Here is a 17,129-nt window from a genome sequence, read left to right as displayed (position 1 = left end):
GCCATGTGACCGCCGGCGATCAATCCAACGGATGGTTGGCGACGCGCCAATCAGGCCGACCAACATTTCTCGGCCAATTATAGACCTCACGATCATTGAAGTAGACAACTGCTGTCATGGCAGGAAACTCAGCATGCGGCTTGTTTGCTTCCGCAGCCCAATTGCGAACATACTCGTCATCGCCTTCATAGCCTAACTCCGCGATAGCGATTGGTTTGCCAAATGCTGCCACACGAGCATATCCAGGGCCTGTACGCTCAACAAATGTTGTATCGTGACCGACTTCCAGTTTGTCATAGGGCTGATATCCAAAGACGGACAGACCAATAATGTCGACATATTCATCGCCCGGATAGTAGGCTTCCAAACCTTCCTCTCCTTTCGGCGACCACATATATTTGGCTGACGGGAGTTCTTTTCGGCATACATTGTTTACATGTCTATATGCCTTTACATAACCATCAGGCTTCCAGAAGGCCCAAGTGAACTGTCCGTCATTATCCTCCATTTCCTGCGCCCAACGAATGGTAACAGGGCTTTTCAATTTCGCTGCAGCTGAGCAGACCGCAGACATGTTTGAGTCATACCGTCCAGCGAGAATCCCGCTCAGCAAATCCTCCGGGCTGACGCGCCAGTCACGTGCCCACGACCAAGGCTCGACAGTGATCAGCAGCGACCTTCCCCGCTCACGCGCATAGGTATCTGCGGCACTGAGCGTCGCAAGATCCACGTCCTCCCAAGGAAGGAACAGGTGTTCGATCTTGGAGTTGGTATCATTGGTAAAGTCTCCATGCGGATCATACGCACCTGGCGTCACAGCATCAGCCGCGATGACGGGCCGTTTGTCATGAAACGGATTGCGGCTATCGATACTTGCTCCTGAAACCCCGCTGGCAGCATAAACGCCACCGGAAACGCATGCACCGCACAACAAAGCTGCGGTTAATTTAAAGAGATGTTTCATCTCCCCCTCCTTTTCTTATTGTTTGGATAATTGTTCCGCGCCAAGCGCGGTTTTAATGCTGTCACGTTTTTGAGAAACGAGATCGGCGGAAATCAGCTTACTCGCTTCATCGTTTTCGCGGGCTTCGGTGTGCCTGAATACATACCATTCACCATCTGGCTCGCGCTTCTGGTAGATTGTTCCATTGCCGACACGATGTGAAAAACAGGACTTGGCCGGAAACGAGCCCTGTTTGGAATGCCATGTTGCGTTGAAACACAACAGGCCTGTCTCAGAGATGACCCAACGCCCTTCAGCCCAGGATTCGCCTTTTTCACCATCCGCCCATGCACTGAATTGCCGTCCTGCATCAGTCATATGACCGGCGCCGTCGTCCCACTGCCAGCTCTTGTTTTTATAAAGATTGTAGATTTCGAAAGCCATCATTGGGCGAGTTCCCGGCTGTTCAGACGCTCGCGCCGCAGTCGCTGGCGTGGAAACCCAAGTCAAGGCGCAGACAATTGCTGTTATTGTGCGAAAGCCTGTCCGAATCTTTCCAGTTCTAGCGATTGTCATTGGAAACTCCTGCTATCTCGAGATGAGGCTTTTCCGCTTTGCGTCCTTTATGAATCGCAGCGGAAGTATTTTTATCAAATCGAGCTGTCGTCGATCGACCGATGGCTGATACACGAAACCCAATTTGCTCAGCGACGCCCTGTTCAAAAGCATTTCTGAGGTCGATCAATACTGCCTGACGCATGGTCTGCTTCAGACGGGCAAGATCAATTTTGCGGATGCTATCCCATTCCGTTATGACGACGACCGCATCGGCGTTGTGTGCGCATTCATAAGCATCGTCAAAAAACTCGACATCTGAGAGGATGCGACTGGCATTTTCCATACCCACAGGATCATGGGCGTGAATAATAGCACCAAAACGCTGCAGGGTTTCGATGAGTGGAACCGAAGGTGCGTCACGCATGTCATCGGTATCGGGTTTGAAAGTAAGACCTAGAACCGCTATCGTTCGGCCTTCGATATCTCCGTCCAGAGCATCAACAACCTTCAAGGCCATCCGACGTTTGCGTGCTTCGTTGGCGGTGACCGTTTCTTCAACAATGCGGACAGCCACACCGTAGTCTTGGGCTGTACGTAAAAGCGCCATTGTATCTTTCGGAAAACAAGAACCGCCATAGCCAGGCCCTGCATTGAGGAAGCTTGTTCCAATGCGCTTGTCGAGGCCCATCCCTAGCGCCAATTCACTGACATTACTGCCAACCTGCTCGCAAAGATCAGCAAGTTCATTAATAAAGGTGATTTTTGTCGCAAGAAACGCGTTGGCGGCATATTTGATCAGTTCCGAAGTCCGGCGCTGGGTGACCACGATCGGCGTCTTGCGCGCTTCGAGCGGCGCACTATAAAGTTCCATGAGAACTTTGCGGCCACGCTCGTCTTCCACTCCGATCACGACACGGTCTGGCTCGAGAAAGTCACGGATAGCGACGCCTTCACGCAAGAATTCAGGATTGGACGCAACCGAGAAAGTGCCGGTTTTGCGCACCGACTCAATGATCTTTTGCACAACATCTCCGGTTCCCACCGGGACCGTTGATTTGATGACCACGACAGCATCGTCATCAATGAGTGGCGCCAGTTCCCGAGCGGCCATGTAAACGAAGGACAGATCGGCATCCCCGTGGCCAGCGCGCGGCGGTGTGCCGACTGCAATGAATATAGTCGATGCCCCCGCCAGCGCTTCCGCTAAATTACATGTAAATCTTAACCGGCCCACTGCTGAATTGCGTTCTACCAACTCGTCCAGACCCGGCTCGTAAATCGGTACGATTCCGCGTTCCAGATTGTTTATTTTCTGTGCGTTCTTATCAACGCATACTACCTCGTGGCCCCAGGCGGCGAAGCACGTCCCACTGACCAATCCAACGTAGCCGGTTCCTATGACTGCGATTTTCATGTGTTGAATGCCCTTACTGTTGTTTCAAGCTGTTGCGGTCGTTGGTGCGCCAACGCGGATTGAATATGGTCTTGTGGACGTCCCGTCCGCCGATACCCGCGCCGGCAACGGCAAAGCGGTCATCAAACAGAGAGAAGCTTTGGGTTCCCCATGCGAGCGCCTCAACGCCATCGCGGCCCCGTTCAATGGTTGCAAAGCTTGGCAGAGCCAGAAGAGCAAGGAGGCTTGCCGCAACGGCCGGGCGATAAACTCGCGTGCGGTAACGAACGGTGTTCTCTCGCGCATGCTGCAGAACGATAACAAACAGGAGCGACGCATAGATCACGGCGTTGATTATGGCGAACACATAAAAGCCACGGCTGCTGTCACTGGCATCTGGGATGAGTATTACCGGCAGGATGGAGAGAACTGCCAGGAAACCGTAAGGAGCCAGAATACGGAACGGCAATGGATCGACCTCGGAGGCTCCCTTTGGCGTGACGCGGAAATCCACGAATGAACCCGTTGACCAATCCCGAAGTGCCGCCAGCGTTCCAGCCAGCGCCCATGGCCAGCGCGCAAACAAGAACAGGGTCATTTCCAGGCTCAGTATTTTTGCATCATGTGAGCGGAACGTCCCAGAAGCACGCCAGCGATAAGCCAGCACAATCAGCATGATTGCCTGAGGCAGAAAATGGTCCAGGAAGGCAGGATAGGTGACTGCAACGAAGCTGTCCCCTACCATCAGCGCAATGATCGGCAAAACAAACATCAAGGCCATGAAAACGGAAAAAAGAGGATACCAGAACTGCGAGAACAAAAACTGGAACTTCAATCGCGGCGGTAACTTGCCAACCAGATTTGGCGAGTACTGGAGCAGTATCATCATGAGACTTCGCGACCACTGAAACTCCTGCGTGATGAGATCAGCAAAAGTGCGCGGCCCGTCGCCATGTGCGATGGCGTCAAGCGCATGCACGCCGCGCCAGCCATGGGCATTCATCATCAGTGTGGTCGAGTGATCCTCTGCCAATTCCGGTCCAAGACCGCCAATTTCTTTAAGCGCCGCCGTGCGGACCGCATAGTGCGAACCAATGCAAAGCGGAGCCAAACCATTATTATAACCAGCCTGCAATGATCCGTGCATGCTGGCTTCAGCATAGAGTCGACCCCGCGCGGACCAGCTCTCATGCGCATTGCGATCGCAAATGCTGGGTGCTGAAACATAGCCTACATCCTCATCGGCAAAAGGGCGCAGCATTTGAAACAGATAGTCAGCCTCGGGTACGTGGTCCGCATCGAGTTGCACTACGAAATCGTAAAAATCATACCCGTAATGGTCGTAAAAGAAAGCAAGATTGCCTTCTTTGCAACGCGTGCGCCGCGGCCAAGTTTGGCGATGGTAGTCCTCGCGTCCCTTGCGCGTGGAAACGAAAACACCATGTTTCTCGCACCAAGCGAGAGTTGCTGGAGATGGGTCCTCGTCTGCAAGCCATGTGTCATGTGGAACATCTTGAGCCAGCATGGCGCGCAAAGTCTCGGCCACAACGTCGAAGGGTTCCGACGGCGCCTTTGTTACCACCATAGCGATGCGGCTTAGCGCCGGAAGCTTCAACGGTCCATTAGGACGACGCGCCCGAAAAAACAGAACGATGAAGTAAGCAGGCAGTAATGTTACCCAGGCCAGAATGGCTGTAACCAGAATTGAGCCTGCAAGATTTACATGATTGGCAGGATCAAACCACCAGTACCAAAAATAAAAAAGCGCCGCAGCCCACAACAGTGACCCGAACAAATATTCCACCCGCCGCCAGCCGGTAAAAACAGGAACCATCAAAGGCTCGTCTGGGGCAGCCTCAAATATTGTCCGATGTGCTTTCATGCCAGCACCTTCAAGCCGAAGAAGGGCGCTGCGGTGCGGATGATCGTATCAAGATCGGAGTAAAACGTCTGAAAACCAAGCTTTTCTGCTGCAAGCGCTGGGTCAGCATAAAGAGCCGGAGGATCGCCAGCACGACGAGCACGCATTTCAACCGGTACGCTACGTCCCGTCAGACGCTTGATTGCATCGAGAATATCCTTGATTGACGTTCCGTGCCCGGTGCCAAGATTGATAGCGAGATTGCCGCCGCCATTGACGAGATGTTCCACTGCCAGCACATGCGCGCGCGCCAGATCGGCAACATGGATGTAATCCCGAATGCAGGTGCCGTCAGGCGTGTCATAATCACTGCCAAAGACTTCCAAAAAGTCGATACTGCCCGCTGCAGCCATCATGGCCCGCGGAATGAGATGCGTTTCCGGATCATGTTTTTCGCCGATTTCGCCATCGATGTCCGCCCCGGAGGCATTGAAATAACGCAGCGCCACATATTGTAGGTCATAGGCAGCCGAATAATCGGCGAGCATTTGCTCCACAATCAGTTTGGTGCGTCCATAGGGATTAATGGGGTGTTGCGCCTCGGCTTCACGAATGGGCAATCGATCTGGAACACCATAGGTTGCACAGCTCGACGAAAAGATGACATTGCGCGCGCCGGCAAGACGGCAAGCATCCAGAAGCGACTGCGTCCCGCTAACATTATTGCGATAATATTTAGCCGGGTGCTGGACGGATTCACCGACATAGGCAGAGGCGGCGAAATGAATTACGGCGATCGGATCGTGATGTTCGATAACGTCGGTAAGCTGCTGCGTGTCGAGAATGTCACCTTCAACAAACGGTCCCCATCGCACGGATGCGAGATGCCCTGTCGAGAGATTGTCATAAACGACAGGGTTGTACCCCTGCCTCGACAGCAGCTTGGAGGTGTGACTGCCAATAAAGCCTGCTCCGCCAACGACGATGACGTTCTTTGCGTTCATCATGCGACCTCTGCAAGTTCCCCATTGGGCCTGACCAGTTGGCGCTCGAAATAGGTTATTGTCGATTTCAGGCCCTCCGTCAGCGCGATTTTCGGCGCCCAGCCGAGTTCCCGCTCTGCCAACGTAATATCAGGACGGCGCTGGCGGGGGTCATCCGTGGGAAGAGGATAATAAACGACACTGGATGACGAACCTGTCATCTCGACGATCTGCTCGGCCAGTTCACGCACGGTAAATTCACCGGGATTGCCGATGTTAACGGGCGTGTGAATGGCGCGAGGGTTATACATCAATCGGCTAAAGCCATCGATGAGATCGTCAACGTAGCAGAAGGAACGGGTCTGAGACCCGTCGCCATAGATGGTAATATCCTTGCCCTGAAGCGCCTGTGTGATGAAATTTGATACGACTCGCCCGTCGTCCGGACGCATGCGTGGTCCATAGGTATTGAAAATGCGCACGATACGGATGTCGACGCCATGCTGTTTATGGAAGTCATAAAAAAGGGTTTCGGCACAACGCTTGCCTTCATCATAACAGGAGCGTGGACCGAAAGAATTGACATTGCCCCAATAGCTCTCTGGCTGTGGGTGCACATGCGGGTCGCCATACACTTCTGAAGTGGAAGCCTGAAAAATCCGGGCCTGATAACGAGCAGCAAGTTGGAGAAGATTGAGTGAACCAATCACATTGGTCTTCATCGTATGGATTGGATCTGCCTGATAGTGCGGCGGTGACGCCGGGCAAGCGAGATTGTATATTTCATCGACAGGAAGATCGATCGGATCAATGACGTCATGGCGTACATAACTGAACGTGTCAAAGCGCAGCAGATGGCGGATGTTTTCCATCCGGCCCGTGGAAAAATTATCCACACAGACGACTGTCCGGCCTTCCCGCAGCAAACGCTCACAAAGATGGGACCCCAGGAACCCAGCGCCGCCCGCAACGAGAACCCGCGCCTTTGTGGCACGCTCAGAGGGAAAGTTTGATGAATTGAACACGATACCCACAGATCTCTCCAACATTTGTGGCAGATAGCTTTTCATATCGTGCGGGTTACTGCGTATCGATATCGAGGAATCCGGAAACTATTCAAAACGTCCATATTTGCATGTGCTGCAGGTCTTAAGCATGAATTGGATGGCTAACGGATGTGGCGATGCGTGCGCATGGAAAAGGCGCCCAAACTCGCGGGAATGCTTGTTCATTCGGGGTTCAGGATCTGGCGGGCATCAAGGGGCAATTGATTGACTTGGTGCGGAGGGAATTCACATGTTCTGTATGAAAAGAAAGTTTTCGACGTAAAATTCCTAAAGCGGCAACTTAAATCGATGAGCAACTCAAAGTAAAATGTCAGCGGAACATGCGACAACTAGATTTCCTGATCTTTTCACTTGGTGTTTTTGAGTTTGTTTACTGTCTGCATGATAGGGATGATGTGTGAAGCGATCTTTCAAGATGACGCACCCTGCAGATTTGGCAGACGAGCTGAGACACCGACGCAATATCTACCATCGTAGTGATAGGTGGCGTGCGAACTTCGCGTCTCGGCTGGGAGGCAGGTAATGTCTGACAATGATGATAATTCCCAACCAAAACCGATGTCGATGGAGCGACGTCGTTGGCCACGCGTGACGGAAGATCCAGTCGGTGAAGATGATGTGAAAACGCCTGCCTTGCTTCCATTGCGTTTTGAGACGGAAAAATTGCCGGCACGCGAGCAATTTCCTGCCTGGCAGGAATATATGGCCCCGCTGGCCGATACGCGTCTGCCGGATGATGTTGATCCGGCGGACGGGTTTGTCGCACGACAAATTGTGTGGAATTTGGGCGGCATGTTGTTCCTGCAGCAAACTGTACCAGCTTTCAGTTATGAACGCTCGCCGGATACCGTACGGTTCAGTCCAATAGACCATTGGCAGATCACACTCCTTCGCTCCGGACGCACCTGGACTGGCATTAACGGACGTGTTGCACAAAATGAGCCGGGAACGATTGAAATCCGGTCACTCGGCTTTCCGTTCAGCGGGCGAGCGTTGGCAACGGATTCGCTCAGTCTGATCATTCCGGTCGACGTATTTGCCGTTCGAGGAGGCCTGACGACGGCGAGGAACAACATCGTTTTGGGTGGACATCGAGCCAGACTCTTGATTGATCATATGTCGAGTGTCGAAGCCAATCTCGATCGTTTCACTTATGACGACCTCCCGGGTGTCAAGGAGCGCCTCCAAGAGATGGTGTTTGATGCAATCACTCCTTTGGTAGACCATGGTGGCGCCAGCGATCAGATTTCGCAAATTGGATTAATAACGCGAGCCAGACGCTTCATTTTGAACAATCTTGCGTCGCCTGAATTGACGCCGGATGCTCTTGGACGAGAACTGGCGATCTCGAGAACACGGCTTTACGAACTTTTCGAAATGTCCGGCGGCGTTGCGAACTATATTCGGCGGCGACGCCTGTCTGCAGCACATGCCATGTTGGCGGATCCCACAGATACAAGAAAAATCGCCGAAGTTGGTTTGGCAATCGGCTTTGATTCAGCTGCGAACTTCAGTCGCGCCTTTACGCAGCAATTTGGCTATAGCCCCAGCAATATACACAAGCGAGCGTCAATGGACCCCACGCGCCCAATTTGGCAACCGGACAAGCAGCCAGAGATCACATTCGAAAGCCTGTTGCGAACACTCGGGCTGTCATGAACGGGACCGGCTGACCTGCAGCACGACAGCAACCTTATACATCTGCAATTGCTGGAGATTGCAGATCCAATTATTCCTCACCGCCCATAATGGAACCATGCTCGCGTTCACCACTTCTATATTCTAGCGAATATTTTTGGAGCGTAGGATGGACACCGGCAATCTTCAGATACAAGGCATATGCCTTGCTATAGCTTCCCTGAATAAGCTGCTTATCGCCAAGGGCGTACTTTCAGACGGTGAAATTGACACCGCTCTGCAGGCTGCAGAAGCTGCAGCCTCCGGCGACGAGCGTTTTTTTGAGAGCCTCACGCCTCCCCAGCGCGATGCAGTCACTTTCCCAATCCGGTTTCTTCAAGAAGCAAATCAACGCGGTGACGATCTGTCTTTCAGCGCTATCGCCAAAGCAGTGGGTGAAAACAAGAAGCCCTACAACGATCAAATCTAATTTCCCAGAGGAAGCGATGCAAAACGACCCAACAGTATCAACACCCAATCTCGTCGAAATTACCACCCGTTCAGAAACGCCTCTCACGGACGAAGTGCTTGGCAAAGTCGATGAAACTTTCACTGATCGTACCGGCACAGATACTGAACTTGGATTTCGCCTGGCAGCTCTGAAACATGAGGTAGAGCGCTTAAAGGAATCGGTGATGCTTCTATCGTCCGGCGCCAGAGATATTCTGGTGGATTCACCTTCATTGGCGCAGGAAGAACTCAGGAGCCGTGTTCGGGCCAATCCCCTGCCATACATGGCTTATGCCGCAGGGGCGGCTTTTCTGATGGGCAGATACTTATCACGATAATCGGATCGTCGTGAGCGAAACAACGGTGGAATATACATGGCAAAGATTGTGGAAACTATCGTCAAGCAAAGCGCGGAGCTTCGTAGCCGAAGGACAGTGCAATTTTTCAGCGACGACGCAAATCACCTCGAGGTGAGTTTGGAATACCCCGGCGATCTGGGCCATGGCGAGATAATCGCGCGAGCGAGACGGTTGCTGGTGCAGTACTCACGCCTCTTGGCAGCAGCACCATTGCATACTGGAGGATCCGAACAGCCAGCAGGTCCAGTTCCGCCCGCCGATCCTCTCCTGAAAGACTATCATCCAGATGGTGAATTGGTTCCCGTTCCTCTGGAAGGATTGATTGAAATGGGTTCGAGTAATAACGACACCGAGGAGAGCGAGATGCAAATTCTCAATACGTTGGTAACACCAGATACAACAGAAGGACTTGCACGGATAGAATTCATTGGCGAAGGCAGGGAATCTGTCGTTGTTACAGTCAAGAACACGCAGGGCGATGATGGCGATGCACTCATCGCAAGGGCCAAGGCGATGCTGGTACAAATTGCGGCATTCGGAGAGACCGCCGAGCCCGCGACAGAAGGCAGACGCACCGCTGGGCGGGCAGAGGATGCCGATACGCTGAATGAACAGCTGGATGAGGGACTGGAGCAAAGTTTTCCCGGGAGCGATCCAATCTCCGTCACCAATACATCCATTCCGGGGCAACCCAAGCCCGCGTGAAAACTGGAATACAAGCCATGATCGCTGTGGTGAAACCGGACTGTTTCTATCGCAAACTGGTGCCACCCTTGGTTGCAACGATGGCGTAGCGATGTTGCGTGATACGCGCCACGCCTTTCCAGAAGCCAAGATGCTTGGCCTGCGCGCGAAATATCCGGCGCAGATTGCTGTCGATCCGAACCGATTCAAAGCCGGCTTTAACCAATAGGTCGGCAACTGCGCCAGCCCGTGCACCCCTTGAGAAATGAACCTGCGCAAGAATGTTCTGGTGGATTTCAACAAGCTGGGGTGACATTTTCGCAGTTTCCGCAGAAGCAAAGCCCAGCCGCTGGAAGAATGTGGAGAGCTTCGCCACGATCTGTTCCTTGAGGCTGAGGTTTACGAAATCCCCATCAACGATCAGGAGCTGACCACCCGGTTTGAGAATTCGGTACCATTCTGCAAATGCAGCTGGCGGATCAACCAATGTCCAAACCAGATGACGATTTGTAATGACATCGTAATGGCTGTCCGGCTCCATGGTATTTTCTGCATCGCCCAGTCTGAATGTTATGTCCCGTCCCCTGCTCGCAGCTTTTGAACGGGCACGTTTGAGCATCGGCTCGGCCCAATCCATTCCGGTTACCGCGAAGCCAAGGTCATCAAGCAGATGGGATACGACTGCAGTTCCACATGCAAGATCCAGAGCCGCTCGACCTTCCCCGCGCCCCAGATGCCGGGAAATCAGATCATGCCATGCGGTCCGTTCTTTTTCCGAGAATATCTCGTGACCGGGTGACAGATCGAAGGTTGATGCACGCTCCGACCAATACGCTTTGATCTCGTCCCGAAGATTATAATTTGTTCCATCGACAAGGCCGTTTGCCATCTGTGTCCCGTACTGCATCAAGTGCTAATGTTGCGAATGGCGTATCTTATATGTTGACTTGCGAAGTCATAAAATAATAGAACGCCTGAGTTTTCATGGAGTACGGGCGATGCGTTTGTTTGGCAAGGTGGCTTTTGCCGCCATGGGTTGGTCTATGATTGTGTCGAGCGCGGCGCTCGCAGACAAAATATCGATTAAAGACATTACCGGTCGTAATGTGGAGGTCAATGTTCCTGTCGAGCACGTGATTTTAGGTGAAGGCCGACAGGTATATTTCACGGCAATCCTGGATCGTGACAATCCATTCAAGCGTGTCGTAGGCTGGCGCGACGATTTACCCAAAGCCGATCCCGAGAGTTATGCGGCCTACCTGGAAAAAGATCCTTCAATTGCCAAGATTCCGACTTTCGGCGGCATGAAAGACGGGACATTTGACGTCGAGCAGGCTGTCTCCTTGAAGCCTGACGTCATCATTATGAACGTTGACGCCAAAACCGCGACTGAAGAGGCTGGTTATATTGAAAAGCTTGGCAAGGTGGGAATTCCGATCGTCTATATCGATTTCCGCGAAAAGCCGATGGAAAATACCGAAGCAAGCATCCGTATTATCGGCAAGCTTTTCGGGAAACAAGACAAGGCCGAAGAGTTCGTCAAATTCCGTGCCGAGAACATCGCAAAGGTCACGGATGTGCTGGCAAGGGCCAATGCCCCGAAACCCTTGGTGTTCATAGAGCGCGCTGGCGGCTATTCGGATGATTGTTGCATGTCGTTCGGCAATGAAAACTTTGGCAAGATGGTCGAAACGGCTGGCGGCATCAACATGGCTAAGGATATTATTCCGGGCACGTTCGGAAACGTCCACCCTGAACAGATTATCGCATCCAATCCCGCTCAGATCATTATTACTGGCGGCAATTGGGAAGGGTATGTACCTGGCGGTAACTGGGTCGGTGTGGGCTACGGTGCCGACGAAAAGGAAGCACGGCGCAAGCTTGATGCCCTGACAAAACGCCCTGCATTCACGGGTGTCAAGGCTGTCAAAGACGGCAATGTTCACGCCATCTGGCATCAATTCTACAATAATCCCTATCAGTTCGTCGCGATTCAGGAAATTGCGAAATGGCTGCATCCAGACCTTTTCGCAGACCTTGACCCGACGGAGACATTCAAGGAGCTGCACGCGCGCTTTTTGCCGCTTGACTATAAGTCCGGTTATTTCGTTTCGCTCAAAGACGGGCAATAGATCGGATGGCTGCTATTATCGCCGAGAACCCCGCGCATACAGGGCAGGCAGCATATCGAATATTGGTTCTGCGCCGCACAGTGCTCATTGCTCTGTTGGTCGCAGGCCTGTTTCTGAGCGTTTCCGTTGATATGGCTCTTGGGCCTGCGAATTATTCGCTTTCGGAGGTATTGGCGACCATTTTTAGTCCCCTCGCCGCTACCGATCAGCTTCGCGTGGTTATATGGGATATACGCATGCCGATTGCGCTCATGGCGCTGACGGTGGGTGCCTCGCTGTCCGTGGCTGGCGCACAAATGCAGACAATCCTTGCCAATCCACTTGCCAGCCCCTTCACCTTAGGCATTTCGGCCGCTGCTGGCTTTGGTGCGGCGCTCGCACTAGTCGTAGGGGTCGCCGTGTTGCCGCTGGCGACGCAATTCATGGTGCCGATCAACGCTTTCTTGATGGCTATGCTCGCAGCTTTGTTTATCCATTTTGCCTCTACAATGCGCGGCGTTGCCGTGGAAACAATTGTGCTGCTCGGGATCGCGTTGGTATTCACATTCAACGCGCTTCTATCACTGCTCGAATATCTTGCCTCAGAACAAGCATTGGCGGCTGTGGTGTTCTGGACGATGGGTAGCCTGACCAAAGCAACTTGGCCCAAAGTCGCCATAACCGCTGCCATCGTGATCGTCGTCATGCCCCTCTTTGCAAGACGTGCCTGGGCGCTGACGGCATTGCGTCTGGGAGAAGACAAGGCAGCAAGCCTTGGCATCAATGTGCGTCGCTTGCGTCTGGAAACCATGATGGCAGTCAGCCTTCTGGCAGCCATTCCCGTTTCGTTCGTCGGTACCATCGGTTTTATTGGCCTGGTGGGACCTCATATTGCACGTATGTTGGTCGGTGAAGATCAACGCTTCTTTCTTCCCGCTTCCGCCCTCTGCGGGGCACTTCTCTTGTCGGCAACGTCAGTTGTAAGCAAGACATTGATACCTGGCGCCATGCTGCCGATCGGGGTCATGACGGCTTTGGTCGGCGTGCCGTTTTTCTTCGTGCTCATTTTCACACATCGGAAGAAGTCATGGTAAGCATTGCGCTGGAACAGCTGGGTGCGCAATATGGCAAGCATAAAGTACTTGCCGATGTCACCACCGATGTTTTGAAGGCCGGCAGTATGACCGCTGTTATCGGGCCGAATGCCGCGGGCAAGTCAACGCTATTCAAACGCATTGCCGGTCTTATCTCCGGAGCAGGTCTGGTTCACTTGTCTGATACAGAAAAAGGTTCGGAAACGATCTGCTACATGCCTCAGGATACCGGAGCTAATGCGGTTTTGACTGTCTATGAGTCCATATTACTGGCCGCCAAGCAGGGTTCCGGCTGGAAAGTCCACGACAGGGAACTTCGCGAGATCGACCATATCCTAGCGGCGCTCAAGATCGAAGCGCTCGGCTTCAAGGGTCTTGGCGAACTATCAGGTGGGCAGCGTCAGCTTGTTTCAATTGCACAGGCCTTGATCCGCAAACCCGAGGTGTTGCTGATGGATGAGCCCACTTCAGCGCTTGACCTTTTCAGACAGGTCGAAGTTCTTGGTTTCATGAAGAACCTTGCTGCGCAATCGGGTCTCACAGTCATGATCGCGTTACACGATCTCAATCATGCTCTGCGCTATTGCGACCATACAATCGTGATTGCTGATGGCTCGATGATCGCAAGCGGGCCGACTCATGACGTGATATCGGAAGTACTTCTTCGTGACATCTATCGCGTCGAGGCGCGCATTGAGAACTGTTCGAAGGGAAGGCCCATGGTTATTGTCGATGGGGCCGTGATGTGACCCTCGGATAATTCGCCCGTCCGTGACGAATTCCAAATTACTGATCGCTCCTCGCAATGCTACTGATGCGAGAGCGGCAGAAACTTAATTCAGCAGTCTGTTTTCACGAAGTCGCGTTACTGCCAACTCCACGAAGGCTCTTACCTTTGCTGGAGCCTGGCGCCCCTCGGGATGAAGAACGTGAATGGGCAGCGGCGCTTCCTCATACTCGGTAAGCACGATTTGCAATTTTTCTTCCAATAGCGCTGGGCCAATCTGATAATGGAGCACGCGCGTAAGGCCGAAACCGGCCGCTGCGGTCGTGATGGCCGCTTCGTTTGTGTTGGATTGTAACCATGTCTGTATGGTTACCCGTTGATCATTGGCGAAGCGCCATTCTGGTGATGCCCAGGCGCCTGTCGAAGCAATAATGCGATGATCCTTGAGGTCGGCAGGCGTCGACGGAATACCACGCTCCCTGAAATACGCTGGAGCTCCACAAACGACCCGCCGCACCAAACCGACTTTGGTTGCCGAAAAGCCTGAGTCTGGAAGATGGCCAATGCGAACCGCAACGTCGATCCCCTCTTCAACGATGTTGACCGGACGATCGACAAAAAGAATGCGGCCGTTGACCGCCGGATAGCTGCCGAGATACTCGTGCATTATTGGAAGGACATACATCTGACCGAACAGCATTGATGCGGTAACAGCGAGTGTCCCCGACGGTTTCGCATAGGAACCCGCAGCTGCGGCCTCTGCCTCGACTATGTCAGACAAAATTCGGCGGCAATCTTCCAGATAGCGATTTCCCGGCTCTGTCAGCTTTACTGAACGTGTGGTGCGAACAAAGAGCCTTGCACCAATTATATCTTCTAGAGCAGCCACTGCACGCGTTACGGCCGGTGGACTCATGTGCAATTGACGTGCTGATTCAGCAAAACTTTCGGTCTCTGCCACTTTTACAAATATTCGCATTGCCTGCCAACGGTCCACCATCTACCTCGTCCTTCGAGTAATCACGAAGGATCGTGCAAGAACTAACGGTTGGGTACAAGTGTGCGAGGCAGCACATCACTGAAATAATGAAAATGCCACCCGTATGGGCCACCGAGGACTCTTAAAGCGCGATCTGTAATCCACCAGCGCCTTCATTTCCGACAGATGCCGGATAGGCACTGCATATCAGGACCTCGCCATCGCCTATCGCAGCTTCCGGAGGCTTTTTGTATGCCACGCTTCCTTTGACCAGTTTTGTGACACATGTTCCACAAGTTCCGCTCCGGCAGCTAAATTCGGGAGTCAGACCCCGTGCTTCGGCAAGTTCCAGCAGCGTTCCGCTTTCAGGGAGCCATCGGGTCTCCTTGGCAGATTCAGTAAAAATGACCGGTACGGCGACCGTCGAGAGAGCCAGACTTTCATTTCCGTCTAGCCTATCTGCATCAGCTTGTCTGGAGATTGATCCGGGACCGAAGCTCTCGGCAAAAATGCGTTTGTCAGGCACATTCAAGGATCGCAAAGCAGAGTAGGTGTCCTGCATGAAAGCGGACGGCCCGCACAGATAGAAATCGAAATCGTCGAAGGGCAAAACTTTTTTAATCAGCTCTATATTGATGCGTCCCGCTTCGTCGAAGTCGACGCCGTGCGTCGCATCTTCGGTCGCTGAAAGGACCTTTACGAGACGAACTGCTCCATTGGCTTCGAACACCAAATCCGCAAGCTCGGCGCCAAACCCTTGCTCGGCCTTTGTGCGAGCGGAATAAATCATCCAGGTTTTGCGCATTCTTTGTTTTCTCCGACCCTCATAAACAAGGTGCCGAAGCATTGCCAACATTGGCGTGATGCCAATACCAGCTGCCAACAACACAACTGGTCGTGGCTCCAGTGGATCAATGGTAAAGCCGCCCGCAGGTGTGCGAACCTCTATGATGGATCCAACTTTCAATTGATGCAGAACCCCGGATATCCGGCCATCCTTTTTCACACTGATCCGGTACACTCCGTCTGATGGTGCAACCGAGAGCGTATATGTCCTGATAAGAGGGGCGCTTTCTTTGTCGATGGAAATGCGTACAGGAAGATGCTGGCCCGCGGCGTGAGGAATCAACCCTGCCCCGTCGTTCGGCGAAAGATAAATGGACTTTATAACCGAACTTTCATCGACGATCCGATCTACTCTAAAAGGCCGCCAGGCCTTCGCAAGTTCGGTGGCCCTCTGGCGATTGGCTGCTTGGTGCCAATCACCTGTCATCGTTGAAAAGGGGCTTTCACCATTCCGTCGGGTTGCCCAGCGCAGTGGCAGCGCCTCGCGTCTTCTCACAATGCGTTCGGGGCGAAAATTCCATAATCGCTCAGCGCCCTGAAAGGCGGCAATTTCGGGAGAATCGAGAATGATCTCGGCTCGCCCACTCATCTGCAAAACTTCCCCTGTATCAAAGCTTGCAAACACCAGTCCGGCGCGACCATTCAAGGCAATATTGCCCAGCGTGTTAAAGAACAGATTGCCGTTAAAATCGGGAATCGTGAGAAGACCATCTGGTCCGATACGAACGAAACCAGGTTTTCCGCCCCGATGCGATACATCGACCTGGCGATTGCCTTCGACCTGTGCATAAGAGGCAACAAAAAACGTATCCGCCTTCAAGATCAGATCTCTGGCTTCCTCATCAAGCCCGCCGAGCACTTCCGGCGTGGTGTGGAATTCAACGGCTGGATCACGAACGAACTCATAATCCCGATATTGGATATACCGGGGGCAATTCCCGAAACTATGCACAACTTGAAGATCGATTTGCGCGTCAGTGCAATTAGCGACGATACCGTTCAGCCGGTTTCGGCGTCGCGTATGAAGCTCTATGCCCAGAATACCAATGGAATCGCCTTCATTCATCCCGAAAACGGCCGGATCACCGGGATCGCGGAGGGCAGCAATTTTAAGACTGTGCTCATTTGTGGCGCTCATGAACCCGGGCTTACCCGCCAAAAACGTAGCCCATGGATCACCATTGCCGTCTACGGCACCGACAACCACAAAAGGCAGTTGTGGATAAAAATTCCGGTGCTGTTCGATCAGGCGGTCCCGGATGAATCGCCGCCCAATATCTTCCATTTTATCCAAAACACCGACAGCGTTCTGGAGTTTCTTTTCGCCTTCGTGCCATGGCGATACCGCCAGCTCATATACAACTTGGCCGTTGACCGACATGGCTCTCTCCTTTTCC

16 protein-coding genes are annotated in these 17,129 nt (G+C 52.9%); 7 read left to right on the top strand and 9 right to left on the bottom strand.

Translation table 11 applies throughout. The features are described 5' to 3' along the window. Positions 1-19: 19 nt before the first annotated feature. From QFZ34_RS03360 to QFZ34_RS03335, 6 genes are read right to left on the bottom strand one after another with little or no spacing between them, the layout of a single operon-like run. The gene (locus QFZ34_RS03360; RefSeq protein WP_307276944.1) at positions 20-964 is read right to left on the bottom strand and encodes a glycoside hydrolase family 26 protein; all 945 of its coding nucleotides are present in this window, start codon (positions 962-964) and stop codon (positions 20-22) included. Positions 965-979: 15 nt separating this feature from the next. Next, complete coding sequence (locus tag QFZ34_RS03355; protein WP_115054872.1) at positions 980-1,519, bottom strand: DUF995 domain-containing protein; 540 nt, start codon at positions 1,517-1,519, stop codon at positions 980-982. Beyond that, positions 1,506-2,915 carry a UDP-glucose dehydrogenase family protein gene (locus tag QFZ34_RS03350; protein WP_307276938.1) on the bottom strand — a complete coding sequence of 470 codons (1,410 nt, stop codon included), beginning with the start codon at positions 2,913-2,915 and terminating at the stop codon, positions 1,506-1,508. Before QFZ34_RS03350 ends, QFZ34_RS03355 begins: the two co-directional genes overlap by 14 nt. A gap of 13 nt (positions 2,916-2,928) precedes the next feature. Further along, positions 2,929-4,776, bottom strand: coding sequence for a glycosyltransferase (locus tag QFZ34_RS03345; RefSeq protein WP_307276935.1), 1,848 nt, complete (start codon positions 4,774-4,776; stop codon positions 2,929-2,931). Further along, entirely contained in the window at positions 4,773-5,759 is a 987-nt protein-coding gene (gene galE, locus QFZ34_RS03340; RefSeq protein WP_307278887.1) for a UDP-glucose 4-epimerase GalE, read from the bottom strand. The genes QFZ34_RS03345 and galE overlap by 4 nt, the downstream gene beginning before the upstream one ends. Continuing rightward, entirely contained in the window at positions 5,759-6,772 is a 1,014-nt protein-coding gene (locus QFZ34_RS03335) for a UDP-glucuronic acid decarboxylase family protein (RefSeq protein ID WP_370878675.1), read from the bottom strand. The genes galE and QFZ34_RS03335 overlap by 1 nt, the downstream gene beginning before the upstream one ends. Before the next feature lie 555 nt (positions 6,773-7,327). On the opposite strand from QFZ34_RS03335, the gene QFZ34_RS03330 reads away from it, so the two are divergent. The 4 genes from QFZ34_RS03330 to QFZ34_RS03315 all read left to right on the top strand — a co-directional run bounded on the left by QFZ34_RS03330 (position 7,328) and on the right by QFZ34_RS03315 (position 9,996). Continuing rightward, entirely contained in the window at positions 7,328-8,464 is a 1,137-nt protein-coding gene (locus QFZ34_RS03330; protein WP_307276932.1) for a helix-turn-helix domain-containing protein, read from the top strand. Between the two features lie 148 nt (positions 8,465-8,612). Beyond that, complete coding sequence (locus QFZ34_RS03325; protein WP_307276929.1) at positions 8,613-8,912, top strand: hypothetical protein; 300 nt, start codon at positions 8,613-8,615, stop codon at positions 8,910-8,912. 16 nt (positions 8,913-8,928) lie between these two features. Next, a complete protein-coding gene (locus QFZ34_RS03320) occupies positions 8,929-9,270 on the top strand; it encodes a hypothetical protein (protein WP_307276927.1) in 342 nt (113 codons plus the stop codon). Positions 9,271-9,306: 36 nt separating this feature from the next. Next, positions 9,307-9,996 carry a hypothetical protein gene (locus QFZ34_RS03315; RefSeq protein WP_307276925.1) on the top strand — a complete coding sequence of 230 codons (690 nt, stop codon included), beginning with the start codon at positions 9,307-9,309 and terminating at the stop codon, positions 9,994-9,996. Positions 9,997-10,042: 46 nt separating this feature from the next. Here QFZ34_RS03315 and QFZ34_RS03310 read toward each other — a convergent pair whose 3' ends face one another. Further along, positions 10,043-10,864, bottom strand: coding sequence for a class I SAM-dependent methyltransferase (locus tag QFZ34_RS03310; RefSeq protein ID WP_307276922.1), 822 nt, complete (start codon positions 10,862-10,864; stop codon positions 10,043-10,045). A gap of 109 nt (positions 10,865-10,973) precedes the next feature. On the opposite strand from QFZ34_RS03310, the gene QFZ34_RS03305 reads away from it, so the two are divergent. From QFZ34_RS03305 to QFZ34_RS03295, 3 genes are read left to right on the top strand one after another with little or no spacing between them, the layout of a single operon-like run. Beyond that, entirely contained in the window at positions 10,974-12,107 is a 1,134-nt protein-coding gene (locus tag QFZ34_RS03305) for an ABC transporter substrate-binding protein (RefSeq protein WP_307276919.1), read from the top strand. 5 nt (positions 12,108-12,112) lie between these two features. Then, the gene (locus QFZ34_RS03300; protein ID WP_307276916.1) at positions 12,113-13,180 is read left to right on the top strand and encodes a FecCD family ABC transporter permease; all 1,068 of its coding nucleotides are present in this window, start codon (positions 12,113-12,115) and stop codon (positions 13,178-13,180) included. Further along, entirely contained in the window at positions 13,174-13,929 is a 756-nt protein-coding gene (locus QFZ34_RS03295) for an ABC transporter ATP-binding protein (RefSeq protein WP_307276912.1), read from the top strand. Before QFZ34_RS03300 ends, QFZ34_RS03295 begins: the two co-directional genes overlap by 7 nt. An 84-nt stretch (positions 13,930-14,013) precedes the next feature. On the opposite strand, the gene QFZ34_RS03290 is transcribed toward QFZ34_RS03295, so the two are convergent. Further along, positions 14,014-14,904 carry a LysR family transcriptional regulator gene (locus QFZ34_RS03290; protein ID WP_307278881.1) on the bottom strand — a complete coding sequence of 297 codons (891 nt, stop codon included), beginning with the start codon at positions 14,902-14,904 and terminating at the stop codon, positions 14,014-14,016. 124 nt (positions 14,905-15,028) lie between these two features. Further along, complete coding sequence (locus QFZ34_RS03285; protein ID WP_307276909.1) at positions 15,029-17,113, bottom strand: 2Fe-2S iron-sulfur cluster-binding protein; 2,085 nt, start codon at positions 17,111-17,113, stop codon at positions 15,029-15,031. Between the last annotated feature and the right edge of the window lie 16 nt (positions 17,114-17,129).

This window comes from Phyllobacterium ifriqiyense, assembly GCF_030817885.1.
In the GTDB taxonomy this organism is placed as follows: domain Bacteria; phylum Pseudomonadota; class Alphaproteobacteria; order Rhizobiales; family Rhizobiaceae; genus Phyllobacterium; species Phyllobacterium ifriqiyense.
Note: the sequence above shows the minus strand (reverse complement) of the source record. Positions and strands in the feature narration are given on the sequence as shown.

Bases quoted from the DNA above. Each gene is read 5' to 3' on its own strand.
- QFZ34_RS03285 (WP_307276909.1), bottom strand. From the start codon at position 17,113: ATGTCGGTCAACGGCCAAGTTGTATATGAGCTGGCGGTATCGCCATGG.
- galE (WP_307278887.1), bottom strand. From the start codon at position 5,759: ATGAACGCAAAGAACGTCATCGTCGTTGGCGGAGCAGGCTTTATTGGC.
- QFZ34_RS03315 (WP_307276925.1), top strand. From the start codon at position 9,307: ATGGCAAAGATTGTGGAAACTATCGTCAAGCAAAGCGCGGAGCTTCGT.
- QFZ34_RS03295 (WP_307276912.1), top strand. From the start codon at position 13,174: ATGGTAAGCATTGCGCTGGAACAGCTGGGTGCGCAATATGGCAAGCAT.
- QFZ34_RS03300 (WP_307276916.1), top strand. From the start codon at position 12,113: ATGGCTGCTATTATCGCCGAGAACCCCGCGCATACAGGGCAGGCAGCA.
- QFZ34_RS03305 (WP_307276919.1), top strand. From the start codon at position 10,974: ATGCGTTTGTTTGGCAAGGTGGCTTTTGCCGCCATGGGTTGGTCTATG.
- QFZ34_RS03355 (WP_115054872.1), bottom strand. From the start codon at position 1,519: ATGACAATCGCTAGAACTGGAAAGATTCGGACAGGCTTTCGCACAATA.
- QFZ34_RS03325 (WP_307276929.1), top strand. From the start codon at position 8,613: ATGGACACCGGCAATCTTCAGATACAAGGCATATGCCTTGCTATAGCT.
- QFZ34_RS03360 (WP_307276944.1), bottom strand. From the start codon at position 964: ATGAAACATCTCTTTAAATTAACCGCAGCTTTGTTGTGCGGTGCATGC.
- QFZ34_RS03345 (WP_307276935.1), bottom strand. From the start codon at position 4,776: ATGAAAGCACATCGGACAATATTTGAGGCTGCCCCAGACGAGCCTTTG.
- QFZ34_RS03350 (WP_307276938.1), bottom strand. From the start codon at position 2,915: ATGAAAATCGCAGTCATAGGAACCGGCTACGTTGGATTGGTCAGTGGG.
- QFZ34_RS03330 (WP_307276932.1), top strand. From the start codon at position 7,328: ATGTCTGACAATGATGATAATTCCCAACCAAAACCGATGTCGATGGAG.
- QFZ34_RS03320 (WP_307276927.1), top strand. From the start codon at position 8,929: ATGCAAAACGACCCAACAGTATCAACACCCAATCTCGTCGAAATTACC.
- QFZ34_RS03310 (WP_307276922.1), bottom strand. From the start codon at position 10,864: ATGGCAAACGGCCTTGTCGATGGAACAAATTATAATCTTCGGGACGAG.